This is a genomic window from Salinimicrobium gaetbulicola, from assembly GCF_042676025.1.
Lineage (GTDB): Bacteria > Bacteroidota > Bacteroidia > Flavobacteriales > Flavobacteriaceae > Salinimicrobium > Salinimicrobium gaetbulicola.
Genome location: NZ_JBHTJP010000032.1, coordinates 79,909 through 104,516 on the forward strand (window position 1 = coordinate 79,909; position 24,608 = coordinate 104,516).

General features: G+C 39.3%; 27 protein-coding genes. 19 read left to right on the forward strand and 8 right to left on the reverse strand.

What is annotated here, in order from left to right; all coding sequences use genetic code 11:
• Positions 1-49 precede the first annotated feature (49 nt).
• The gene (locus ACFQ1G_RS01895; RefSeq protein ID WP_380736553.1) at positions 50-427 is read right to left on the reverse strand and encodes a hypothetical protein; all 378 of its coding nucleotides are present in this window, start codon (positions 425-427) and stop codon (positions 50-52) included.
• A 258-nt stretch (positions 428-685) separates the two neighbouring features.
• Here ACFQ1G_RS01895 and ACFQ1G_RS01900 point away from each other — a divergent pair, with 258 nt between their 5' ends.
• Entirely contained in the window at positions 686-1,402 is a 717-nt protein-coding gene (locus tag ACFQ1G_RS01900; protein WP_380736554.1) for an SDR family oxidoreductase, read from the forward strand.
• A 34-nt stretch (positions 1,403-1,436) separates the two neighbouring features.
• Here ACFQ1G_RS01900 and ACFQ1G_RS01905 read toward each other — a convergent pair whose 3' ends face one another.
• The gene (locus ACFQ1G_RS01905; protein ID WP_380736555.1) at positions 1,437-2,327 is read right to left on the reverse strand and encodes an alpha/beta fold hydrolase; all 891 of its coding nucleotides are present in this window, start codon (positions 2,325-2,327) and stop codon (positions 1,437-1,439) included.
• A gap of 9 nt (positions 2,328-2,336) precedes the next feature.
• Positions 2,337-3,017 (reverse strand): type 1 glutamine amidotransferase domain-containing protein, encoded by a 681-nt coding sequence (locus ACFQ1G_RS01910; protein ID WP_380736556.1) that lies wholly within the window; start codon positions 3,015-3,017, stop codon positions 2,337-2,339.
• 189 nt (positions 3,018-3,206) lie between these two features.
• Here ACFQ1G_RS01910 and ACFQ1G_RS01915 point away from each other — a divergent pair, with 189 nt between their 5' ends.
• On the forward strand, positions 3,207-5,450 hold the full coding sequence (locus tag ACFQ1G_RS01915) for an FUSC family protein (protein ID WP_380736557.1): 2,244 nt from the start codon (positions 3,207-3,209) through the stop codon (positions 5,448-5,450).
• A gap of 68 nt (positions 5,451-5,518) precedes the next feature.
• Here the strand turns inward: ACFQ1G_RS01915 and ACFQ1G_RS01920 are convergent, their stop codons facing one another.
• Complete coding sequence (locus ACFQ1G_RS01920) at positions 5,519-5,647, reverse strand: hypothetical protein (protein WP_380736559.1); 129 nt, start codon at positions 5,645-5,647, stop codon at positions 5,519-5,521.
• Between the two features lie 194 nt (positions 5,648-5,841).
• Between ACFQ1G_RS01920 and epsC the strand changes: the two genes are divergently transcribed.
• Both epsC and cysM read left to right on the forward strand, forming a co-directional pair.
• Entirely contained in the window at positions 5,842-6,633 is a 792-nt protein-coding gene (epsC, locus tag ACFQ1G_RS01925; protein ID WP_380738434.1) for a serine O-acetyltransferase EpsC, read from the forward strand.
• On the forward strand, positions 6,630-7,514 hold the full coding sequence (gene cysM / locus ACFQ1G_RS01930; RefSeq protein ID WP_380736560.1) for a cysteine synthase CysM: 885 nt from the start codon (positions 6,630-6,632) through the stop codon (positions 7,512-7,514). Before epsC ends, cysM begins: the two co-directional genes overlap by 4 nt.
• 54 nt (positions 7,515-7,568) lie before the next feature.
• Here cysM and ACFQ1G_RS01935 read toward each other — a convergent pair whose 3' ends face one another.
• Both ACFQ1G_RS01935 and ACFQ1G_RS01940 read right to left on the reverse strand, forming a co-directional pair.
• Positions 7,569-8,114 carry a hypothetical protein gene (locus ACFQ1G_RS01935; protein WP_380736561.1) on the reverse strand — a complete coding sequence of 182 codons (546 nt, stop codon included), beginning with the start codon at positions 8,112-8,114 and terminating at the stop codon, positions 7,569-7,571.
• A 93-nt stretch (positions 8,115-8,207) separates the two neighbouring features.
• Positions 8,208-8,915 carry a Crp/Fnr family transcriptional regulator gene (locus tag ACFQ1G_RS01940; RefSeq protein ID WP_380736562.1) on the reverse strand — a complete coding sequence of 236 codons (708 nt, stop codon included), beginning with the start codon at positions 8,913-8,915 and terminating at the stop codon, positions 8,208-8,210.
• A gap of 220 nt (positions 8,916-9,135) precedes the next feature.
• On the opposite strand from ACFQ1G_RS01940, the gene ACFQ1G_RS01945 reads away from it, so the two are divergent.
• On the forward strand, positions 9,136-10,653 hold the full coding sequence (locus tag ACFQ1G_RS01945; RefSeq protein ID WP_380736563.1) for a DEAD/DEAH box helicase: 1,518 nt from the start codon (positions 9,136-9,138) through the stop codon (positions 10,651-10,653).
• Positions 10,654-10,716: 63 nt separating this feature from the next.
• Here ACFQ1G_RS01945 and ACFQ1G_RS01950 read toward each other — a convergent pair whose 3' ends face one another.
• Positions 10,717-13,041, reverse strand: a complete 2,325-nt coding sequence (locus ACFQ1G_RS01950; protein ID WP_380736564.1) for a transglycosylase domain-containing protein — start codon at positions 13,039-13,041, stop codon at positions 10,717-10,719.
• A 192-nt stretch (positions 13,042-13,233) separates the two neighbouring features.
• Here ACFQ1G_RS01950 and ACFQ1G_RS01955 point away from each other — a divergent pair, with 192 nt between their 5' ends.
• From ACFQ1G_RS01955 to ACFQ1G_RS01970, 4 genes are all read left to right on the forward strand, one after another.
• Positions 13,234-14,088 (forward strand): SdiA-regulated domain-containing protein, encoded by an 855-nt coding sequence (locus tag ACFQ1G_RS01955; RefSeq protein ID WP_380736566.1) that lies wholly within the window; start codon positions 13,234-13,236, stop codon positions 14,086-14,088.
• A gap of 5 nt (positions 14,089-14,093) precedes the next feature.
• Complete coding sequence (locus ACFQ1G_RS01960; RefSeq protein WP_380736568.1) at positions 14,094-14,804, forward strand: TVP38/TMEM64 family protein; 711 nt, start codon at positions 14,094-14,096, stop codon at positions 14,802-14,804.
• A 319-nt stretch (positions 14,805-15,123) separates the two neighbouring features.
• Positions 15,124-15,534, forward strand: a complete 411-nt coding sequence (locus ACFQ1G_RS01965; RefSeq protein WP_380736570.1) for a hypothetical protein — start codon at positions 15,124-15,126, stop codon at positions 15,532-15,534.
• 177 nt (positions 15,535-15,711) lie between these two features.
• Positions 15,712-16,125 carry a hypothetical protein gene (locus tag ACFQ1G_RS01970; RefSeq protein ID WP_380736571.1) on the forward strand — a complete coding sequence of 138 codons (414 nt, stop codon included), beginning with the start codon at positions 15,712-15,714 and terminating at the stop codon, positions 16,123-16,125.
• A gap of 157 nt (positions 16,126-16,282) precedes the next feature.
• On the opposite strand, the gene ACFQ1G_RS01975 is transcribed toward ACFQ1G_RS01970, so the two are convergent.
• A complete protein-coding gene (locus ACFQ1G_RS01975; RefSeq protein ID WP_380736573.1) occupies positions 16,283-17,560 on the reverse strand; it encodes a dipeptidase in 1,278 nt (425 codons plus the stop codon).
• 211 nt (positions 17,561-17,771) lie between these two features.
• Between ACFQ1G_RS01975 and ACFQ1G_RS01980 the strand changes: the two genes are divergently transcribed.
• From ACFQ1G_RS01980 to ACFQ1G_RS02025, 10 genes are all read left to right on the forward strand, one after another.
• Positions 17,772-18,227, forward strand: a complete 456-nt coding sequence (locus ACFQ1G_RS01980) for a DUF4352 domain-containing protein (protein ID WP_380736575.1) — start codon at positions 17,772-17,774, stop codon at positions 18,225-18,227.
• A gap of 66 nt (positions 18,228-18,293) precedes the next feature.
• A complete protein-coding gene (locus tag ACFQ1G_RS01985; RefSeq protein ID WP_380736576.1) occupies positions 18,294-20,177 on the forward strand; it encodes a S9 family peptidase in 1,884 nt (627 codons plus the stop codon).
• A gap of 78 nt (positions 20,178-20,255) precedes the next feature.
• Entirely contained in the window at positions 20,256-20,735 is a 480-nt protein-coding gene (locus ACFQ1G_RS01990; protein ID WP_380736578.1) for a hypothetical protein, read from the forward strand.
• A 32-nt stretch (positions 20,736-20,767) separates the two neighbouring features.
• Positions 20,768-21,229, forward strand: coding sequence for a hypothetical protein (locus tag ACFQ1G_RS01995; protein ID WP_380736580.1), 462 nt, complete (start codon positions 20,768-20,770; stop codon positions 21,227-21,229).
• Between the two features lie 63 nt (positions 21,230-21,292).
• Positions 21,293-21,754, forward strand: coding sequence for a CD225/dispanin family protein (locus ACFQ1G_RS02000; protein WP_380736582.1), 462 nt, complete (start codon positions 21,293-21,295; stop codon positions 21,752-21,754).
• Complete coding sequence (locus tag ACFQ1G_RS02005; protein ID WP_380736583.1) at positions 21,738-22,133, forward strand: DUF2752 domain-containing protein; 396 nt, start codon at positions 21,738-21,740, stop codon at positions 22,131-22,133. Before ACFQ1G_RS02000 ends, ACFQ1G_RS02005 begins: the two co-directional genes overlap by 17 nt.
• 9 nt (positions 22,134-22,142) lie before the next feature.
• Positions 22,143-22,976 (forward strand): alpha/beta hydrolase, encoded by an 834-nt coding sequence (locus ACFQ1G_RS02010; protein ID WP_380736584.1) that lies wholly within the window; start codon positions 22,143-22,145, stop codon positions 22,974-22,976.
• A gap of 148 nt (positions 22,977-23,124) precedes the next feature.
• Entirely contained in the window at positions 23,125-23,760 is a 636-nt protein-coding gene (locus ACFQ1G_RS02015; RefSeq protein ID WP_380736585.1) for a cation transporter, read from the forward strand.
• Entirely contained in the window at positions 23,750-24,316 is a 567-nt protein-coding gene (locus tag ACFQ1G_RS02020; protein WP_380736586.1) for a 2'-5' RNA ligase family protein, read from the forward strand. The genes ACFQ1G_RS02015 and ACFQ1G_RS02020 overlap by 11 nt, the downstream gene beginning before the upstream one ends.
• Positions 24,317-24,381: 65 nt before the next feature.
• A complete protein-coding gene (locus tag ACFQ1G_RS02025) occupies positions 24,382-24,588 on the forward strand; it encodes a YgaP family membrane protein (protein WP_380736587.1) in 207 nt (68 codons plus the stop codon).
• Positions 24,589-24,608: the final 20 nt, after the last annotated feature.

Here is a 24,608-nt window from a genome sequence, read left to right on the forward strand (position 1 = left end):
TTCAAGGTGTACAATTTCAAATATCACGCCAACCTGGCAGAAAAAAACGTTAATTCTCTTCAGCGTATTCAATAAGGCTGTTTACGAATTCCCTAAGTTCAAGGGCGTTTACTTTATTTTTTGATTCGGCCATTAGAGATAAAAGATAATCGAGGCTTTCCTGAGGATCTACCTCATTTTGAGTAGTTTCTTCGCCTTCAAATTCTTCTAGAGGTTCATCATCTGGAATGGCGATGTCAAACGTTTGATAAGTTTCAATATGTTCAAATGTCAGCCTGATAGCTTTAGCGAGAAGCGGATTGTTCTCTTCCACGGCATAAGGCCTAAGGTCTTTTAGATCTTCAACGATAGTGTTTGTAATAATACCATTGCGCATCAGGTCGCGCTGTATTTTATTCAGAAGTTTTTGTGCCTTAGGATTTTCCAACGTAGCTGTTTTTTTGAAAGTTTAAACCATATTCTTCAGGAGGACTACCTGTTGGGTAATTTCCCCCGGAAGGAGCGCAAAGATAATTGAATCTTCCAGTTTTTTGCGATTGTATTTCTAAAGATTTTTTCTTCGGAATAAAAATTAAGACAGAATTCAATCTTCTTCCGAAGAATTAACAAATTCTTAAAGCTCGTACTTTCGAAAATTGGACGTGGTTTTACTACTTTCAGGAAAATTCAAATAAAAATATAAGATATGATATTAAAAGATAAAGTGGCCTTCATAACAGGAGGTAGCAAAGGAATAGGATACGGGGTCGCCCGGGCACTCGCCGAACAGGGAGTGAACGTAGGGATCACCAGCAGGCACGTCGAGGAAGCTGAAAAAGCCGCCAAAGAGATCAGTTCTTTAGGAAAAGGAGAAGTGATGGGGCTCGCGGCTGATGTAAGAGATCTTTCTAGTCAGGAGTCAGCTATTAAAAAAATAACGGATAAATGGGGACAACTGGATATTCTGGTAGCAAATGCCGGAGTTGGTCATTTTGGATCTATTGAGGAGTTAACTGTAGATCAATGGCAGCAAACGATAGATACCAACCTTACCGGTGTTTTTTACAGCATGAAAGCTGCCATTCCCTCTTTAAAAAGCTCAAAAGGATATATCTTCACGATCTCTAGTCTTGCCGGAACCAATTTCTTTGCCGGAGGAACAGCTTATAACGCCAGTAAATTTGGAGTAACTGGGTTTACCCAGGCCGCCATGCTGGATCTTCGCGATCATGATATCAAAGTGTCTACCATCATGCCAGGATCTGTTTCTACATATTTTAATGAACATACACCTTCTGAAGCTGATGCGTGGAAAATTCAAATAGAGGATATTGGCGAATTGGTAGTAGATCTTCTAAAGATGAATCATAGGGCTCTTCCAAGTAAAATTGAGGTGCGACCAACTAAACCACCAAAAAAGTAAAGCAATAAAAAAGGAGGTTAATTAACCTCCTTTTTTATTTTAAGTGGACACTTTTTGCCTGTTCCACAATTCTATCGGCTATGGCCAGCCATGATTCTTCCTGAAGAAAATGCTTAGCCGGTAACCTTTCAATTTCTCTAAGATTGGCAGTTTTTTGGATCTCCCGTCCATATCTGGAAAGAGTTAAACCCGAATCCTTATCTCCCCAAATAGCCTGAACCGGATACCTCACATTTTGGACAGAATTCAAGCAGAGCTCTCGGAAATCTTCAGAGTGATCGAAATTTCTCATGACCTTTAAAAAGGCTTTTCCATCATCTTTCATTTTCAGAAGGTCAACATATGCATTTATTTCTGCCAGAGGAATTTTTTCTGACCTGACAACTCCCATTGCTTTGAACATTACCGGCCAGGTAGCATGAGTGATCATTTTCAATTCTGCTTCACCAACCAACTTTTTTTCAAAGGGTCTCATGACCAAAGGCTTTTTGAAATTCACCACATCTATCCAGGTATTCAGAATGGAAAGTGACATGACCTTTGAAGGATGTCTTGCAGCCAGGGCAAAACCTATTGGTCCACCTATATCATGGACAACCAGATGATACTTTTTTACCTTCAGACGGGTAAGTGCCTTAGATAGAAAGTCTGCAAAATTGGAGAAACTGTATTCAAAATCCTTAGGACGATCTGTAAGCCCAAACCCGGGAAGATCTATGCTAATACCTTTATAGCCTTTTTTTGAAAGGGACTGCAATACCTTTCGGTATAAAAAAGAAGAAGTTGGAACACCATGAATACATACCACTGGTTCCCCGCGGCCGTAACAGAGCGCAAAAGTATTTATACCGTCAACAGAAATATATCTCCCGGAGGATTCATGGTCTGTGATAACGGAATCAATGCTTAACTCCTTTTTTTGCATAGGCTGATACTACTTGTTTTTGAGCATTTTCAAAAGTTCCTCTGCCGCTTTTTCAGAAGAGGCAGGGTTTTGTCCGGTTATCAAATTTCCGTCAACCAGCACATATGAATTCCAGTCATCGGCTTTGCTGTAATTAGCGCCCAATTGATTCATTTTATCCTGTATTAAAAATGGTACTATATCTGTAAGGCCAACCGCATCTTCTTCAGAATTTGTAAAACCGGTCACATTTTTACCTCTAACAAGGGGTTCTTTGTTGGACTCTACATTTGCAAGAGCTGCTGGAGCGTGACATACAAATGCCAGAGGTTTTTGTTGGTCATTGAACTTTTCGATCAAAGAGATCGATTTTAGATCATTTGCAAGATCCCATAGAGGTCCATGTCCACCCGGGTAGAATACAGCATCAAAATCATCTGCATCTACATCTTCGAGTTTTTTAGAATGTGCTAATTTTTCCTGTAGTTCTTTGTCTTCATCGAAACGCCGAGTGGCATCGGTTTCTGCATCTTTGGTTGTACTTGAGGGGTCAATTGGCGGTTGGCCTCCTTTTGGTGACGCAATGGTTACATCTACCCCGGCATCGGCCAAAACATAATATGGAGCGGCAAACTCCTCTACCCAAAAGCCTGTTTTCTTTCCTGTATCTCCTAATTCACTGTGAGAGGTTAATACCATTAATACTTTCATATCCTTAAGTTTAAAATGTTTTTATTTTTAAGTTGCTTAAAATTACAACCCTATATAAAGTTCACCAAAGCCCTGGTACTAATTAAAGGTTAAATTGTACTCTGAATAGAAGAGATGCCATTGTTTCAATTTGCAGACGGTAAACCAATTTGAGCTTCGTACTTTTGTGATACCATAACCAATTAAAAATTGAACTTAACCCAATATTTCAAGTCGTTTTTGGAACTGTTGAAGACTGCCGAATTTTCCAAAGGCATTAGTTTCGCGGTGGCAGCCATCCTGCCTATTCTCCTTGCCAATCATTTTGGACAGGCGAGTGTAGGAGTAGCTATGGCGATAGGGGTACTTCTAAGTTCACCCAGTGATGTTCCCGGCAGCCTGGAACGACGAATGACAGGAGTTTTCTTTTCGGTTATTATGGCAACACTGGGGACATTGTTAGCCGGTTACGCAGCTATGAGCAACGTCCTTATGATCCCGGTGTTGGCCGTACTCATTTTTGGTTTTTCAATGATCTCAGTTTTTGGCTTCAGGGCCTCCCTGATCGCATTTTCAGGCCTTTTTGCAATTGTACTAAGTTTGGCTAAGGTTCCTTCGGAAGGTTCTGTTTTAGTGCATTCACTGCTAGTTGGAACTGGTGGCTTATGGTATCTTATTTTTACGGTATTGCTCCATTTTTTAACCCGAAGAAAAGAGACAGAAAATTTAATGGCGGAAGGATTTGAGCTAACCGCTGAATATCTTCAGATAAGAGTAAACCTAATGAGGGATGATTCCGGGGATAGGGAAAGTCTTAAAAAAGAATTGTTACGGGTGCAGACTTCCATTAATGAAAATCATGAACTTACCAGGGATGTGGTGATCTCACGCCGTAAGAACTTCGGAAGATCAGGAGTGGTGAGGAAAAAGCTACTCATATTTATGGACCTTATTGACATTCTGGAATTGGGAATGGCAAATCCGGTGAACTATGAACGAATGCAGCAGCTATTTACAAACCGAAAGAAAGAGCTGGATCTTATAAATGACTGGAGCGAGGCCATGGTACTGCAAATGAAAGAGATCTCACGGGTTTGGAGGGATCGCAAAACATATGAGACAAATCCAGATTTGGAAGAGAAAAGAAGAAAAGTTTGGGAAGCTTTCAGGCATTTTGAAAAGGATGCCAGGTTCCCCGAGGAAAGGGAAACAATTCTTGTCTTCCGAAACCTGATCGTTTTCAAGGAAAAGCAGCACCAAAAGATTCGATCTATTGAAAGACTCCTAAAAGAATATGAAGGTAAGCCAAAGCTTACGCCAAAGACTAAAGAGGCTGAACGCTTTTTGACCACTCAGGAATATGATTTTAAAACCCTGTTGGATAACCTTGATTTCAAATCTCCTATTTTCAGGCATTCTTTGAGGTTGACCGTAGTTCTTATTGCCGGTTTGCTTCTGGGGCGATTATTCCATTTTCAAAATGCCTATTGGATATTATTGACCAGCCTGGTGATCATGCGACCGGGTTATGCACTTACACGTGATCGTTTTAAGCAACGTCTCTACGGGACTTTGATAGGTGGTGCAATAGCCGTAAGCATTGTCCTAATGGTTCAAAATACGATGGTCTATGCAGTTTTGGCTGTGATCACCCTGGTTTTTGCATTTTCCATGATCCAGCGAAATTACAAAGCGGCAGCGGCTTTCATAACGTTGAATGTGATCTTCGTGTATAGTTTATTACGTCCAAATGCGTTTGAGGTAATACAGTACAGAATGCTGGATACAGTGCTGGGTGCAGGACTAGCCTTCCTTGGGAATAAATTCTTTTGGCCAACCTGGGAATATAAAGGCATCAAAAATTATATATCGGCCAGTATACAGGCTAATTTGAATTACCTTCAAGAAATTGAAGACTACTATCTTAAAAAAGGCAAATTACCCACCACTTATAAGCTATCCCGTAAACAGGCATTTTTAAAGGCTGGAGATTTGAATGCCGCATTTCAAAGGATGGCTCAGGAGCCCGAACAAGGGGAAAGTGACTTGGGGACGGTGTTCAAGATCGTCTCGGTGAATCAGGAGTTGTTATCTGCATCTGCTTCATTAGGTACTTTCATTCGGGTTCAAACTACAACAAGTGCTTCAAGGCATTTTACAAACTATATGAGAGCTATTCGGGAGAACCTGCAACATTCCGAAGAGATGCTGCAAGAAGAATCCATTAAGAAAAGACCTTTTAAAGAGGAGATCGAGCAGGCCGAATCCTACTTTAAGGAGAAGTATGAAGAATTGGTGGAACTTCGAAGGAAAGAGAAAGAGTTGGGGCAGGTAGAGATAAGTGAGGATCTTAGAAAACGCTTACAGGAAATACAGATAATTACAGATCAATTGAAGTGGTTGCTTGACCTATCTGAGAATTTAAAGGTGCTTATCTCAAAAACTGCTTTTTAGGCAATAGATAAAGCCACCCTTTTGAGGTGGCCTGAAAATAAAACTACATGTAAACAGAATTTAGAATTCTATTTTCTCTCTTTTGGTTGCGCTTTTTTAGGAGCTGCTTTTTGTTCGTGTTGACCTTTTTTAGGAGCTGCTTTTTGTTCAGCTGGCTTCCTGGGTTGTTCTTGTTTTTGTTTTTCGTGTTGTGCCATGACTCAAACGGTTTTGATTAATGATTAAATTTACAACTACCTGAAATATAGTGGTTTGTATTTAAGATTATTTAACTTGACTTTGACACTAAATTCTTCAGATTTTCATTGTTTTAACCTTCCTTCGTGATATAGGGATTATGGCAGTTGATTTTCTTAATTTTGAAAAAAGAATTCCCGCGATGGCATCGTCTATGAATATGGATAAAGTAATAAAAGAGATCATTTCTCAAAAGAAGCTTCCTCATTTAAAAATGAGAATAAAGGAGCGGGCAGAAGCCTTTACTCACAACCTCTTTTACACACTTTTTGATGAGGATACTCCCGTAAAGGAAAATATGGAAAAGCTGGCCTTTGATTTTCAGGAACTGGCAGACCTTGTATGCTGGGAACCGGAAAAGGCTTGTAAAGATATTTGGGAGGAATACTGCAATAGACTACCCAGTATTCTTAAAATGTTGCATAAGGATGCAGTAGCTATCGCCGGAAATGATCCTGCTGCAAACTCTGTGGAGGAGGTATATTTGTCCTATCCGGGGTTCTATGCGATTGCCGTTTACAGATTAAGTCATGAATTGTATCAATTCAGGTTACCACTTGTACCCAGATTAATGACAGAATGTGCCCACAGGATCACCGGAACTGATATAAATCCCGGTGCTCAAATAGGGGAGTCTTTTTTTATAGATCACGCTACTGGAGTTGTTATAGGCGAGACCGCAGTGATTAAGAACAATGTTAAGATCTATCAGGGAGTTACCCTGGGGGCATTATATGTTGAGAGGGAACTACGGAATAAAAAACGGCATCCTACCATTGAGGACAACGTAACTATCTATGCCAACGCGACCATTCTAGGGGGAGATACCGTGATAGGAGCTAACAGTATTATTGGCGGAAACGCATGGCTCACTTCTTCGGTTCCTGAAAATTCATTTGTCACCCATTCCCCGCAGATCAAAATAAAAAACCTTCAGAAGAAATGAGCAAGACAATTTTAGATCTTATTGGAAATACTCCATTGGTCAGGGCCCAACACCTGGTCAAAAATGATAACGTACAGCTATATTTCAAACTTGAGGGACAGAATCCCGGAGGAAGCGTTAAGGACCGTCCGGCTTATAACATGATCAGGAAGGCTATGGATCGTGGCGAAATTACTCCTGAAACGAAACTTATTGAGGCTACCAGTGGGAATACCGGAATTGCCCTTGCTCTGATTGCCCGCCTGTTCAACCTTCACATTGAACTGGTGATGCCGGAGAATTCTACCGAAGAACGAATCAAGACTATGAGGGCCTACGGGGCAAAGGTCATACTTACCAGTGCTGATAGCGGAATTGAAGGTTCAAGAGATTATGCTGAGGATAAGGTGAAAACAGCAGGTTATAAAATGCTGAATCAATTCGGGAATAACGATAATTGGAAAGCACATTATGAAACCACTGGTCCCGAAATTTGGCGGGATACCAACCATGAGATCACTCATTTTGTATCCTCAATGGGAACAACCGGTACCATAATGGGAACATCAACTTTTCTTAAAGAGCAAAACGGGGAGGTGCAGATTGTTGGTGTGCAGCCAAAAGATGGAGCACGTATTCCGGGGATCAGAAAGTGGCCTAAAGAGTATTTACCCAGCATTTTTGATGCTTCTAAAGTAGACCGGGTAATGGAGGTTGACGAGGAGGAGGCCCGGGCAATGACCATACGTTTGGCTAAGGAAGAAGGGATCTTTGCCGGAATGAGCAGCGGAGGGGCAGCAGCGGCTGCTTTAAGGCTTTGCGAAGAACTGGAAGAAGGAGTGGTAGTAAGTATTGTTTGCGACCGAGGGGATCGTTACCTGTCTTCAGATCTATTTGACTAAAAAAAGCCACCTAAAATTTCTTGTAGGTGGCTACCAATTAGAAAACACGTGATTTTATAAACCTGCCAGGCTTAAGCCCTGAGCATTCCTTTCTACTCGTAATCTTCGGGTTTTATTTCCATCCTGGATCTTAACGATATAATATTCTTTTTTGATCATTAGATCTTTGGTGGTTAAAATATGTTGGTTTTTTACCACTTTTGAATTCTTATGACTTCTAAGTATTTCAAGACGAACATCATCAGGAAGTTTTACATTTCTAAAACGATGGAAAGTTGAAACCAATTCACCTTCGTCATCAAAGTTTGCTAATACTCTGCCTTTTTTGGACTTGAACAATACCTGGTAAGTATCGTAATCATATTGCTCATTATCCGTGATCAATTGATTGATATTAAAATTATCCTGAATAAAGGTTAAAGGATCTTCTTCAAATTCCCCAACATAAGATTCAGAAATTTTAAGGCTAACGGAATTAGAAACTTCATCCATTTCTAAAGAGCGGGGTATATATTCCACTTTACTCTCCTTAAGTACAATTTGCGAATGCCCTATTCCCATTCCTACGAATAAGAGCAAACAAAAGATTAAATTTTTCATAGCACACAATTTTTAGATTAATAACAGGAATAAAGTTACTATGAGAAATTATGATCCTATACTACTTACGTATCACAACTGTGTTAAAGGTATTTAAGGATTTACATTTGGAGAATTCAATTTTTTAAGGAGCAATTCAAGATTTCGAATTTCTACTTTTTGCCTTCCAAGATATAAGATCCCGTCATTCTTGAACTCCTGCAAATGCCGGTTAACCACAGCCCTGGTAGAACCTATTAAATTGGCCAATTCTTCATTAGAAAGGTCATTGATCAATTCCAGTCGCTGTGATTTTGAATTTATGTTGCTAAGGATCAACTTGGCAAGCCGCGTAGAAATATCAATCATGGTGACATCTGAAGCGTATTCTTCCATAAATTTAAGTTGATGTCCCAGGTAAGGTAACATGTTCTTATTGATCTCAGGGTTTTCCTGTACCCATTTTCGCATAACGGCCATGGGTGTGGATAGAAGAGTGGCCTTATCCAAAGTTTCGTAAAAGACCTCGTGATCCAGTTCCTCAAGAAGGCTAATGATATCAAAAACATCATTGCCTTTGAGAATGAACAGCGTGATTTCCCTTCCTGTACTGGGATCTACCTTATATACCTTTATTCTTCCTGAAATGATAAAATGAAACCTGCTAAATGGCTTTGTGATAGACAGATTACAAGTGTTTCTAGGCCAGATTTCTTCTTCTAAATTTTCAAGAATATCCGTTCTTTTTTCTTCGTTCAGGTCTTTTAAAAGTTTGTTTTCTCTTAAGGCTTCTATGTATTTCAAGCGTTTCTTTTCGTTCATTTTCATATCAATCCTCAGCTAAAAATTCAAGATATTTCCCTTATATCGAAGATTTGGAGCGAAGATGTAAGTGGAAAATAAATATCTCTAAAGATAATGATTAAGATTCTGAAGTAATGTTAAACCTCGGTAATTAGGTATCTGAAGTTTTTCTTCGGAAATATTTGAGTAAACCTTTAAAATCAGCTATTTTTGCAAAATTGCAATTGAAAAAAATATAATGACGCAGGACACATTTGGAATTGAAGAAAAAACGGTTGATAAGGAACTCTATGACTATCAGCAGGAAGACATTAATAAAATATTCAAAATACTTGAAGCGCACCCCGAGCGCTACAACTTACTTTATCAATTACCTACAGGTGGAGGAAAGACAGTAATTTTTTCTCAGATTGTCCGCGAATATATCCAACGTACCAATAAGAAGGTTTTGATCCTTACCCACAGGATCGAGCTTTGTAAGCAAACTTCAAAAATGCTTACCGGTTTTGGGGTTCGAAACAAGATCATAAACAGTAAAATCAAGGAACTTCCAGACCAGGATGAGTATATGTGCTTCGTGGCCATGGTTGAAACTTTGAACAATCGTCTTAATGATGATAAGGTTGAGCTGGAAAATCTTGGAATGGTCATTATTGATGAGGCTCATTACAACTCTTTCAGGAAATTGTTCAAGTTCTTCGAGAAGTCATTTATCCTTGGGGTTACCGCTACGCCATTGAGTTCGAACATCAAACTTCCCATGAAGGACAACTACAGGGAATTGATCGTGGGAGATTCCATTAGTTCCCTTATCGAAAAAGGATTTTTGGCGAAGGCTAATACTTATAGTTATGACGTTGGGCTTTCTACTCTTAAAGTGGGTATCAACGGGGATTACACCGTAAAATCTTCGGAAGAATTGTACTCCAACTTTTCTATGCAGGAAAAATTGTTAGATGCTTACATGGAAAAGTCTATGGGTAAGAAGACCCTAATCTTTAATAACGGGATCAATACTTCAAAAGAAGTATATGAGACTTTCAAAAATGCCGGATTTGATGTTCGCCACCTGGATAATACAACCAGCAAACAGGACCGGAAAGACATTTTGAAGTGGTTCAAAAATAAACCCGATGCAATTCTAACTTCGGTGAGTATCCTTACTACAGGTTTTGATGAGCCTACGGTTGAAACTATTATCTTAAACCGTGCGACCAAATCTCTTACTTTATATTATCAAATGATTGGACGTGGTTCCAGGGTCTTGCCGGGGAAAGAAGATTTTACGGTGATCGACCTGGGAAATAATGCTGCGAGATTTGGTTTATGGAGCGCTCCGGTTGACTGGAGGCAGATATTCAGATCACCAGATTACTTCCTTGAGAACCTGGTGAGTGATGAGGAAATTGAGCAAAATTTCAGATATGAAATGCCTGCGGAACTGCGCAAACAGTTCGCGAAATCTGAAAATGTGGCATTCGATGTGGAAGCAGAATATGACGACATAATTTCTAAAGGTCTTAAGTCCAAAACCGTACTTGAAAGATCTCTGGAACAACATTGCCAAATGTGTGTGGAAAATAGTGAGGACGTATTCGATGCCAGGATCCTTGCCAAGGAACTCGAAGAAGATATTGCTTACAGAATTCGCCGATATTCTTATTGTATAAGTAACAGTACCAAGAATTACCGCGATTGGTTGAAAGAAGATTATATGCGAAAACTAAGATTGAAGATCAATCAACAGCAATTCTAATTAAACAATTAAACAAAAAAAAGTCCCGATCAACTCGGGACTTTTTTTTGTTTTTGCTTCGATCTATTTTTTCTTTTTAAAAATCCCCTTTATAACATTTAAAAGGCCTTTTTCCTTATCCTCTTTTTTATCTTCAGCACTTTCCGGATCATCAGCCCCACTGAATAATCGTTCCAGGAAATTATCTCTTTCTAACGGTTCGCAATCCAGCATTTGCTGTACATCTTCTGAAGGTGTAGGGAATTTAGCCTGTGTGATCTCTGCGAATTGAGGATCAGCGTTCATTTTCTGCATCAACAAGGCAAAGGCTGGCAAAGCCGAATTTGCACCCTGACCAATAGAGGTGGATGGAAAACCTATCCGGTGATCATCTGCTCCTGCCCATGTTACCGAAATAAGATTGGGAGTGATCCCTACGAACCAGCCATCTTTATTATCCTGGGTGGTACCTGTTTTACCGGCAATGTCATTTGGTAGTCTGTATTTATAACGGAGTCTTGCCGCCGTACCTTCGTTCACAGTAGCCTTCATCATTTCTACCATCACCTGATTGGTGGTTCTCGAAAATGCCGGTTTAGATGAAACCTTAGGTTTAAAGGTGGCAAGAGTATTTCCATATTTATCCTTGATCTCGGTAATATAATATGGCTTTACAGAATGGCCTTTGTTTGCAAATCCTGCGTAAGCTCCTGCAAGGTCCACAGCACTCATTTCAGCCGTACCTAAGGCAATGGAAGGGTAGGGAGGAAGATCTGGCGGAAAACCCATTTTATTGGCCTGAGAAAGCACCTTATTGATCCCGACATCATATAAGACCTTCACGGCAATGGTGTTGATAGATTTACTAAGGGCTGTCTTCATTGGATAATTGACAAATGGATCTTCTTCGGGACCAGAGTTAGAGGGCGTCCAACCTCCTTCATAGGTGATTTCGCGCACTGAATAGTAGGTACAGGGATCAATACCTGCTTCTACCGCGGCTGTATAAACCACCGGTTTAAAGGTTGAACCTATCTGCCTGCGACTTTGAGCCACGTGATCATATTTGAAATATTTGTGGTTGATCCCACCCACCCAGGACTTCACAGCCCCGGTAGACGGCTCAAGGTTCACCATTCCCATGTTCAGGAATTTCATGTAATGTTTTACACTATCGGCGACACTCGCCCGTACCATTTTCTTTGCTCCCCATTCGAACAGTTCCATGTCTCTTTTGGAGGTTAGAGAATCCATGATCTTTTCCTCCTTCCAGCCTTTTTCTTTCAGGGAGATATAATTCGGGGTGTTTTTTAAAGCCTCTGTGATTAATTGTTGTTTTTCCCAGGGGGCACGTTTACCATAAGCTCCTTCAAACTGTTTTTGAAGCTGTGTCATATGCTCGGTCATGGCTTTTTCTGCAAGCACCTGCATCTTATAGTCTAGGGTAGTATATATTTGAAGTCCGTCTCTGTAAACATTGTACGGCTCGCCATCCTCATTTGTCAGGGTATCCAGGATCTTTACAAGATCTTTTTTTAACTGGGACCTAAAATAAGGCGCGATACCCTCATTATTGTTGAAATACTGGTATTCAAGAGTAAGGGGACGTTCGGTTACTTCTTTATAGATATCTTCGGGAAGGTAACCGTATTTCTGCATTTGATTCAGTACAATATCCCTTCTTTCTTTACTTCTTTCAGGGAAAAGTCTGGGGTTGTAATAATGCGATGCTTTTAACGTTCCCACCAATGTCGCAGCTTCATGAAGGCTGAGGTTCGAGGTGGTAGTATTGAAAAATTTCCTGGAAGCACTTTCAATTCCGTAAGTGTTGTCACTGAAAGGTACAGTATTAAAGTAAAGACCGATTATTTCCTCTTTGGAATATATATCTTCCAACCTTTGGGCAATAATAGATTCCTGAAGCTTGTTCACCACAATGCTCATGAATCCGTAGTCCTGCCTTCCGAATAAATTCTTGGCCAGCTGAAGGGTAATGGTACTGCCTCCTCCCGAAGATTCATCCCCCATCATAATGGTCTTTACAAAAACCCTTAGTAAACTTCGGCTATCTATACCCGAGTGTTCATAGAATCGGACATCTTCGGTAGCGATGAGCGCATCGATCAAATGCTGAGGTAATTCTTTATATAATACTGGCTGCCTGTCAAAAATGTAATATTTACCAATCAATTCCCCTTCCGCAGAAAATACCTCGGTAGCCTCATTTTGTTTAAGGTCACGCAGTTCCTGTTCGCTGGGAAGTTTTCCCCACATTCCCCAGTAAATACTTAAATAGAAAAATCCGAAAAGGGCGAGACCTGCAAAAAATAGGGCTGTAACACCTTTAAGATAGGTTTTACGAGGGACTGCCTTCAATTCTTTGAGCAGGAGTTTAAATTTTTTGAGCATAGTAAGGTTAAGTGTCTTTCAAAGTAACGAAGCCTTGTACAAAAATGAATCCAAGTTTGAAAAACTTTAAGAAATTAAGTTCCACTTGACCTGTATTAGAAAGCTTAAATCAGTTGCTAAATCTTTATTAATAAGTGATAAGAAAGATTTAAAGTGCCGAGAAGAAATACCTTTTTTAGTAACTTCGGAAGCATGGGAGTAAATAAAGCAACTATACTCATAACAACAGGACTTGTAGCAATAAGTCTGGTGATCATATTGGCGTTTGAAAGGAAGTTTGGAAGTCTGGATGTTGAAAATGCTAATTCTGATGTGAAAATTGAAAAGACCTGGGAGCTTCCCGATGAGCTGGAGGAAATTTCCGGATTTGCTTTTGTGTCCGCTGTCAAGGTCGCTTGTATCCAGGATGAAGACGGTACAATATTTATTTTTAATCTTCAAACATCTGAGATCGAAAAGGAGATAGATTTTTCTGATTCAGGAGACTATGAGGGGATCACTGTAAAAGGGAATACGGCTTATGTGCTAGAAAGCAATGGAGACATCTATCAGGTTCAAGATTTCATGAATGGACCTGAAGTGACCAAATTTGAAACCCGGTTAAGCAGTAATAATGATGTAGAAGGTATTTGTCTGGATAAGTCGGGTACCCGGCTGCTGATGGCCATCAAGGAAAAAGATCCCGTTGCTAAGGGTTATAAAGGTATTTACGCTTTTGATCTTAACTTGGGAAAAATTCAAAAAGACCCGGCCTATAAAATTACATTTGAAGACAAGGTTTTTAAGGACAAATCTAAAAAGGAGATACAGGATGTTTTCAAACCTTCAGAGATTGCCATCCACCCATCTTCCGGAGAGATATATCTTACCGAGGGAGAAGATCCTCAGCTGCTTATTCTTGAGCCAACAGGAAAAGTGAAGGCATTATATAATTTAAATAAAAGTGATTTTCCGCAGCCTGAAGGTATAGCTTTCGATCCTTCAGGAAATCTTTATATTTCAAATGAAGGTAACCCTGGTACCATTCATAAAGTGACCCTCAAATAAGATTTATGGCTGAAAGTATTCAGACTACCTCAGTAAATAAAAGTAAAGCTCCATTATATATTTCAATAGGTATAGTAGCTGCGGTAATACTGAGTTATTATCTCATTCCCCAGGTCAAGGATTTTCTTGATACAGGATGGAGCGTTCTTACAAGTGGGGACCAAAACCGGACGCAGCAATGGGTAGATCAATTTGGGTGGTTTGGACCCCTGGTTATTATTTTGACCATGGTGGTTCAAATGTTCCTGATCGTCATTCCAACTCCGGTACTTATGGTGGTTTCCATTGTAGCCTATGGACCTTTTTTTGGAAGTTTAATTCTATTTGTTGCTATTTTTTTGGCCTCGACTATTGGTTATCTTATTGGAAGATATTTTGGACCGGTAATCGTACAAAAACTTATAGGTCACAAGAGTGAACGAAAAATCTCCTCCTTTATTGACGACTATGGTTTCTGGACTGTTATTGTAATAAGGCTGAGTCCATTTCTATCAAATGATGCAATAAGCTTTGTTGGAGGTGTACTTAAAATGGGCTACTGGCGATTCATTGGTGCCACTATGATTGGTATTTCGCCGCTGATACTATTTATTGCTTATTTAGGAGGTGATTATGAACGGTTGAAAACAGGACTGATCTGGACTTCCATAATCAGTTTAATTTTGTTCATAGCTTTTATTTGGTGGGATAAAACTGCCAGAAAAGATAAACCATGAGCCTGTAAATAGTTGTAATTAAGTATGTTAAATAAATTTTGTAAATTTATAGTACTTCCCCTGAAATGTTTTTCCCCTGTAAATTAAAATCATGTCTTATGAAAGTAAGCAGCAAACACGTTGCGACATTTTCTTATTCAATTGATAATTTGGATTTTAAAAAATTAATGTAAGTAAATTACTAATAATCAACTATTTGTAATTTTTTGTTTATTAATTTTGTATTTGTATTCCCTGAATTTTCGTAACCTACTTTTAAAATGGCGTTGATGCATGAGCGCTGTGGATGAGTGAATTTTAATTTTTAATCTGGAAGGTTATGAAAACTATTACAATAAAATTTCTGGGATTACTCCTCTTTTTGATCACTGGTTGTAATGTATATCATTCTTCAAATGCTTCGGTTGAAGAAGCAGTACGTTCTCAAAAACGGGTTCAGGTCGTTTCTACTGATAATGTATTCTACGAGTTCAAAAGACTTCAAAAACAGGACGGCCAATTAATGGGGGTGACTGCTCCCAACTCAGATACTGCCAAATTATTACGAGATCATCGTTCCACCCAAAATGGAAAGACTATAATGATCCACCTTGATGAGGAGGAAATTAGTGAAATTCACCTAAGAAACACTACAGCTTCCAACCTGGTTAATTTTGGAGTTCCTGCTGCTTTAGTAGGGGGAGTAGTGGTCCTCACTGCAGCCGACATTAATACGGGAGGAAGTCTTTAAAAAGTAGTGTTTTTTCAATATGCTGCATTTCAGTTTTTTCAATTAAATATTTAAACAGAATTTTTCCCTTTATCTTTTTCTTACCTATTTCTTGATCCCGGTCAAAATCATTGATCGCGCCTTCCCTTATTTTCCTGTGAAAAGGAAATTTTTACCCTAACCAAAATGATGTGTGCGATGAAAAAATTAGCTACTATTTTGATTTCCGGAGTCCTATTAAACCTGGCTTTCGGATGTAATGTTTATCACTCTGGCAGTGCGAGTGTGGAAGAGGCGGTTCAAACTAAAAACCGTGTTAAGGTTGTTACAACAGATAATGTTTATTACGAGTTTAAAAGATTAAAAAATGAAAACGGAAAGCTGGTAGGAGTAACAGGGAAAAATTCTGAAACAGCCAAAAGTCTCAGGGACTTTGAACAGTATAAAAGTGGAAACAATGTAAAGATCATATTACCGAAAAATGAGATTCGAGGAATATATCTAAAAGATAAAAAAATGTCCAATATTGTAAATTTTGGTGTGCCATTAGTAGGTGCAGCAGGAATTATAGGAATAACCTCAGAAGGGTTTCGTCCCGATGTTGGAAATTAACCAAGGCTATAATTTTCCCCCGTAATGGTTCTCTGTGCCGGCCTTCCGGCACGCGGGGTCGGTTTCAGAGAACTCCGAGAATTTAGCTATTAGCTTCTTTAAAAAAAACAGGTCCTGAACATCAGGACCTGTTATATTATTTTATTTGTACAAAAACTTACATGTTTGCTGCAACTTCCTGAACCTTATCCAAGACTCTTAACAGGTTTTCACCCCATAATTTTGCGATCTCTTCTTCAGAATATCCTCGTTTAACCAGTTCCAGGGTTACGTTGAATGATTCTGAAGCGTCACTCCAGCCTTCAACTCCGCCGCCGCCGTCAAAATCGGAACTTATTCCAACGTGGTCTATCCCGATTTTTTCGACCAGATAATCAATATGATCTACGAAATCTGACACCGAAACCGGAGACACTTTTTCTTTTAAATTCTGGATCTTAGGCTGAGCCAGTTTTTTCACTCTTGAATATTCCTTGTAGTAAGCAGAGCGCGCATCATTATCAAGTGCCCTAACTTCATCCCGTTCCAATAATTCAAAGCCTATTTTTTGCCCCACTTCAGCATATATTTTTTTTGCGGCAGTATTGAAGGCATTATGCTTTTCGGTGTGCACGTACGATGAAAATGCCACGGTTTGAATAACCCCTCCGTTATTTTTTAACCATTCTAACTGCTCATCATCCAGGTTTCTACTGTGATTGCATAAGGCCCGTGCCGAAGAATGGGATGCAATAAGTGGAGCTTTTGAAAGCTCGATCATTTGCCGCATTGCTTCTTTGGAAGGGTGGGATACATCTATCATCATTCCTAAACGGTTCATTTCCTTTACCACCTTTTCTCCCAAAGGACTTAAACCATTGTGGAGCCATTTCCCATCTTCTTCGCCTGTATTGGAGTCACACAACTGGCTGTGTCCGTTATGTGAAAGGGACATATAACGGGCACCTAAATCATAAAATTTTTCTACATTTTTTAAGTCTGTGCCAATCGGGTAGCCGTTTTCCACTCCTATCATGGCTACTTTTTTGCCTTGTGCTACCAGCTCCCGAACCTCTTTTGAGGTTGTGGCAAGTCCTATTTTATCAGGCGCAATTTCTTCGGTGAGTCTGTTTATGGCTTCAAACTTTGAAATGGCATTCTGGTAAGCATCGTTATAACCTTCTGCCGTGAGTGATCCTTGCCCGGTATAAACTATAAGCCAGGAAACATCAACCCCACCTTCTTCCATTTTCGGAAGGTTCACCTGGGTGTCAAGCTTTTGTGTGTAGTTGACTTCAGATGTGAAATTGTGGACATTAATGTCATTATGAGTGTCAATGGTAATGACTTTTTCATGAATTCTCTTCGCTTTTTGTTCCACATCTTCCGAAGTGGTTTGTGCTGCCATAGTAAAACAGCTTAAAAAGATCAGAGGGTAGGTTTTATTAAATTTCATTGTTTGGGTTTTAAAGGCTTAAAGTAGGGATTTTTTTCAAAAATGGAAGAGAAGAGCAGTAGGTGCATAAAATAGTAAATGAATAAAGGATGATTATATAAGCCCTTGAAAAATCTCTATAAAATTATCCTACAAAGTAAATCATCTCGTATATTGTTAAAAATTTTAACAAAAGCAGTATAAATTATGTCCCATTAAACCTATTTAAGATATGAAAAAATTACTACTTCTTTTATTAATAGCAGTGAGCTTTACTTCTTGTTATACTACTTATGAGGTTATACCTCAAAAACATAATTATAGTAATAGTATTAATTATACTATTGATAAAGTGGAGGAAGGGAAGTCGGTAGCTTATGGAAATGGATCCTATAACGCCAGTAGAGGAAATAAGTTCGTATTTGTCTACCTCACCTTTAAGAACGAACTGGAACAAAAACAGGATCTTGATTTTGATGAATTCATATTACTTAATCCTAAAACTAAGACAAAACATAAAGCCGAATGGTCTATGGTTGTTGGACCAATTAATTTATGGGGGAATATTGATTCTTACATAAGAAGTGGAGATACTAAAAAACGAAAATTGGTTTTCATTTATCCTGAAGATGATAAAGCTGAATATCTTTTGGTTAAGGATGAGATTGTTGAGATAAAGTATCGTTAGAAATTTGAATTTCCTTTTTGATTCAACCTGTGTATCTTTAGGACACTTTAATCAAATATAAAAACAATGAAAAAAATATATCTTTTCCTGGTATTTTCGGGAATTTGTCTGGCTGCTTCCGCGCAGGTTATGACTGCGGAAAAATTATGGGAATTAGACAGGATCTCTCCAATAGGGCTTTCCAATGATCAACAAAAAGTAATCTTCAAGGTTAGGTCTTATGATGTGGATTCTAATTCCAGTACTTCTGAAACTTATGTTATTCCAATTAAAGGGGGAGAAGCTACAGCCATAAAATCTTATGACAGCATTTATAATGATTTGAAAATTACTCCTGACGGAAAATTTAAACTACTTTCCAAAGAGGTAAAGGTTCACCCGGTAACCGGAGAGGATCATTATCCTGAGCTTGAAAAATCTGACGTCTACATTTACGATGATCTTAACTACCGCCACTGGGATTCCTGGGAGGATGGTAAATACAATCATCTCTTTGTTAAAAACCTGGCTTCCGAAGAAGAATGGGATATTATGGAAGGAGAACCGCACGATACCCCATTGCAACCATTCGGTGGGTCTGAGGATTACACCTGGAACAATGAGGGTAAAAAAGTAATTTACGTCTCTAAAAAGCTAAAAGGAAAGGATTATGCGGTAAGTACGAATACCGATATTTATGAGTATGATCTAGAAACCAAAGTTACCCGAAACCTTACCGAAGAGAATAAAGGTTATGATACGCAGCCTGCATTTTCTAAAACTGGAATCCTGGCCTGGTTGCAAATGGATGAACCGGGATATGAAGCTGATAAAAATGACATTATTATTCTGAATAACGGTACAAAACAAAATCTTACCAAAGATTGGGATGGTACCGTATTTAGCTTCGTCTGGAGTGAGGATGGAAAAAAAATCTTTTTTGTGGCTCCTGTAAAAGGAACAAGGCAATTGTTTGAGGTGAATATTCCGAAGAAGGATACTCCCAAGATCAAACAGATCACTGAGGGACAGTTCGATGTTACAGGAATGGTTGGTCAGGTAGGTAATACCATGGTGGTTTCCCGCACAGATATGAATCATGCAGCGGAATTATACACGGTAGATCTTAAAAGCGGGAAAATGACTCAGCTTAGTCATGTGAATGATGAGGTCTATGATAATATCAAATTGAGTAAGGTTGAGAAACGAATGATTCCAACTACCGATGGAAAGGAAATGCTTACCTGGGTGATCTACCCACCAGATTTTGACCCATCCAAAAAATACCCTACTCTACTGTATCTACAAGGTGGCCCGCAGTCTCCATTATCGCAATTCTATTCGTTTAGATGGAACTTCCAATTGATGGCGGCCAATGGTTACATAGTGGTTGCTCCAAACCGTAGGGGAATGCCAGGGCATGGTGTAGAGTGGAATGAACAGATCAGTGGTGACTGGGGAGGACAGAACATGCAGGATTATCTATCGGCCATTGATGCCATAAGTGAGGAGGATTTTGTAGATAATGACAGGCTGGGAGCTATTGGTGCCAGTTACGGAGGATATTCGGCGTTCTTCCTGGCAGGTCATCATGAGAAACGCTTTAAAACTTTCATTGCCCATGACGGGATCTTTAATACCCGCAGCATGTATGGAACGACAGAAGAGTTATTCTTTGTGAATAGGGATATGGGGGGAGCTTACTGGGAAGAACCTACACCCAAAGCTTATACAGATTTTAATCCGGCAAATTTTGTAACGAAATGGGATACCCCAATACTCATCATTCAGGGAGGAAAAGATTTCAGGGTACCTATAGGGCAGGGGCTGGAAGCATTTCAGGCGGCTCAATTGAAAGGTTTAAAAAGCAAACTGCTTTACTTTCCAATGGAAAATCACTGGATATTATCATCCCAGAATGCTATAATCTGGCAGCGTGAATTTTATAAATGGCTGGAAGAAACATTATAAAAGGTATTTGAAAATAATGAAGAAGCGATCATCACTAACTTAAACAGGAGATGATCGCTTTTTTAATTTTATTAAAGAATGATGGAATATCTCACTTTAGCAAGGGTGCTACATGTTTTGGCAATCGTGATATGGATAGGTGGAGTAGCGATGGTTACTACAGTTATCATTCCGGCGGTGAAGAAACTAAGATCAAAAGAAGAGCAGATCGAAATCTTCGAGAAACTGGAAGGCCGGTTTTCCCTTCAGGCGAAGATCACCACATTAATTACTGCGATCACAGGCTTTTATATGCTTCACGTGCTCAATGCCTGGGATAGACTTCTGGATCTGCGATTTTGGTGGCTTCACGCCATGATCCTTATCTGGGTAATATTTACAATCGTTCTTTTTATACTAGAGCCTTTTTTTCTGCATAAGATCTTCAGGAAATACGCCTTTCAAGATCCGGAAAAAGCATTCAGGATCATGCATCGTGCTCACTGGGTTTTATTGTCTCTGAGTCTCATTACCATCTTCGGAGCAGTTGCAGGAAGTCATGGATGGTATTTATTTTAATAAGCACTTAGAATATTAATTGAACTTTAGAAATGAAAATAAATGACCTTAATCCCAGAAATGATCTTTCTACTTCAAGTACAGTCAAGGTATATGACCGGTTAGCACTTCTTCTGAAAGAATTAGGAACGCGGGATCTATCTCAAGAGACAATTCAGTCTATCAATAAAGAACTGGAGAAAATTGATCAAAACTCTGGTTCCGGCAGGAAATTTAAAAACCTGATTAAGAAGAAAGAACAAAAGATACTGGAGGTGGTCACAAAACAAGAAAATTTATTCCCGGCGAATTATTTTCAAAGTCATTGGATGGCCCTGGGAATGGCTGCTATAGGTTTGCCTTTAGGGGTGGCATTTGGTTTGGCCCTTGGTAATATTGCCTTTTTAGGAATAGGATTGCCAATTGGATTAGCCATAGGAATGTCTTTGGGTGCTGAAAAAGATAAAAAAGTAAAGGAAGAAAATCGCCAACTGAACTATAAACGGGAATTCTGAAATATTTCAGAAATCTTTTCGATTGCCTATCTTTAATAGCAATTAGCACAATACCATACAATTATGAAAGATTATTACTATTCTGACGGCCTGCAAAAGCACGGTCCATTTTCATTAGAAGAGCTCAGAGCAAAGAAGCTTACCAGAAACACGATGGTTTGGAGGTCTTCCATGGAAAAATGGATCCCAGCCGAACAAATGCCAGAGCTGGAAGGTACCTTTCGGGAAGAATCCGCCCAATCGGTAGATCAACAACCGAATCTACAATATGAAAGACCGCCCCGAACCTGGCTGGTCGAGTCTATTTTGGTGACGGTATTTTGCTGCCTGCCATTTGGAATTGCCGGTATCGTGAATGCGGCCAGGGTAGAGTCAAGATTCAATTGCGGAGATATTTCCGGAGCTGAAAGAAGCTCTGAAGAAGCCGGAAAGTGGACTAAAATTGGTTTTTGGATAGGAATTGTGTGGGTAGTTATTTGTGTGGCATTAATGGCTTTTGGAGTTGCGATTGAACAGTACAACTAAACATATTATAAAGTGGATAGGCTTAAGTTCCTTTCTCCTGGCCCTAATTGTGGTCTATGCAGTTTATGACCCTTCTAAAAATGGGTTTTTTCCACCCTGTCCTTTCCATAGTTTCACAGGTTTACAATGTCCGGGTTGTGGCTCCCAAAGGGCTGTTCATCACCTTCTTAATTTCGATATAATTTCTGCGGTTCACCAAAACGCTTTGCTTGTCATAGCAATTCCTTATGTGCTTTTGGGACTTCTTTTTGACTGGATATTGAAACCTTCGGAAAAAGTATTAAAATGGAGAAAGATCCTCTTCGGAAAAAATGCGATTCTTTTCGTATTTTCGTTGGTAATATTTTTCTGGATCTTCAGAAATATTCATAATTATTAAGCCCCTTCAATGAAGAAATTTCTTTTGCTGATCGTATTTTTCAGCACGACCAATCTTATAGCCCAAAGTACAGATTCTAAGAATGTTATTACATTTGAAATTGAAGCTCCACAGTTAGATACCATTCGTAAAATTTGGGTTTATACCCCTGAAGGTTACAAGACCGCCGGGAAAAAGTATCCGGTGATCTATATGCATGATGCGCAAAATCTTTTTGATGCCTCGACTTCATACTCTGGAGAATGGAAAGTAGATGAAATCCTTGATTCTTTAAAACAACCTGAAGTTATAGTAGTAGGCATTGAACACGGAAATGAAAAAAGAATCGATGAACTAACTCCCTTTCCTCACGAGAAATATGGCGGAGGAAAAGGGGATAAATACCTGTCATTTCTTGTAGAAACCCTGAAGCCTCATATCGACGTGGTGTACCCAACTCTTTCCGAAGCAGAAAACACTACTATAATGGGATCTTCATTGGGCGGACTCATATCGTTTTATGGAGCCCTTAAATATCCCGAAATTTTTGGCAAAGCTGGTGTATTTTCGCCTTCATTCTGGTTCAGTGAGGAGATTTACAAGTTTGTAGAAGGCCGCGAAATTGAGAATTCGACTAAATTCTATTTTGTTGGAGGTACAGGAGAAGGCGAGGAAATGATCCCTGACCTTAAAAAAATGTATGACTTACTAAAGGAAAAAGGTCTTTCTGAAGAAAACATGCACATCAAGATCGTTAAGGACGGGCAACATAATGAAGCTGCCTGGAGCCGTGAATTTCCTGAAGCGTTTGCCTGGCTTATTGAGCCGGTGACATCAAAGATGATATTTAGAGTCTCAAAGTAAAAACACAATATATTCCTATCTACTAGGGTATTGTAACTCTAATTGCGATTTATAAATACTGCTCTTGATGATCAGTTTTTAACTTATTAGATTTCAGGTTATTACTTAAGATTTTTCTTCTAATTCGTATCTTTAATAAAAGAATACGATGACCTTCAATAATCGGGAAAAACATTTCTTCAAGCTGGCTTACGGGTTGGCCGTTTTTACTATTGTCTACAATATCATTGAAGGTTTATTTGCTTTGTATTTTGGTTATGAAGATGAAAGTGTGACCCTTTTTGGATTTGGGGTAGACAGTTTTATCGAGGTGATCTCAGGAATGGGCATTGCTCATATGGTAAGACGTATTAAAAGAAATGAGAACCATAAGCGAGGTCACTTTGAAAGGAAGGCAATACGGGTCACGGGTACAGCATTCTTCCTTTTGGCTGGGGGGCTGGTGTTTGTGAGTATTTTTAATATAATCGTAGGACATAAACCTCAGGCTACCTTCTGGAGTGTTATTATTTCAGTGATTTCTATCGTAGTTATGTGGGTGGTCATCCTTGGAAAAAAACGCGCCGGTGAAAAACTTCATTCCGAAGCCATTCTCGCAGATGCCTATTGCACTTTAATGTGTCATTACATGTCTATTGTACTGTTACTAAGCAGTGTTATTTACGAAATTAGCGGACTTGGGTTTATAGACAGTCTTGGTGGACTGGTATTGGCATGGCTTGCTGTGAAAGAAGGGAAACGGTGCTATCGAATGGTTAAACCTGAAAATAAATATGTCTACTAAAGATATTTCATCGCTCATCTTTTTGGCCCTTTTACCCCCTGAGAGTTTAGGGGAGGAAATAAAAGAACTTAAACAGGAATTTTCAGATAAGTACAATAGTAAAAGAGCACTTAGATTACCGGCTCATATAACTCTGGTTCCTCCCTTTAGACTGACCGAAAACAGATCAGATGAACTTTTTATGATACTTGAAGATTTCTGCGGAAGATTTTCTGAAATGGAAGTTTCTCTGAAGGATTTCGGGGCTTTTCCTCCACGGGTAATTTTTATTGAGGTTGGCAATCCTGAAGTGCTCAGGCCTTTCCGGGATCAGCTTTTTACCTCCCTGGAAAATTTCCTTCCGGTTGAACAATTAAAAACCGGACGTTCTTTTCGTCCCCACATCACCCTGGCTACCCGTGATCTTAGCAGGAGAGATTTTTACCTGGCCTGGGAAGAATTCAAAGATCGCAGTTTTGATGCCCTATTTTCTGTTGAAGGTTTAACCCTATTTAAACACAATGGAAAAATATGGGATAATATAACCGAATTTAAGTTCCAAAATAGGGAAAGATGACCTGGATCACTTTTTAGAAATCTATAATACAATAGATTTGGGGAGTTTATATTATTTCCTGGGTCATGGAACGAAATTTAGGTTACATAGACATATTCATTCGGTTAACGCTGGTACTCATTTTAAGTGCGCTTCTCTTTTGGGAGGTTGTACCTAACTCTCTTTTTCTGATCTTCCTTGTGCCGGCAGGAACACTGTTTTTAACCAGTTTAGTTGCTTTCTGCCCCATTTATACGGCCTTGGGGATTAATACTTTCAAAAAGTCTTCCTAATCTCATTTTTAGAAAAAGCG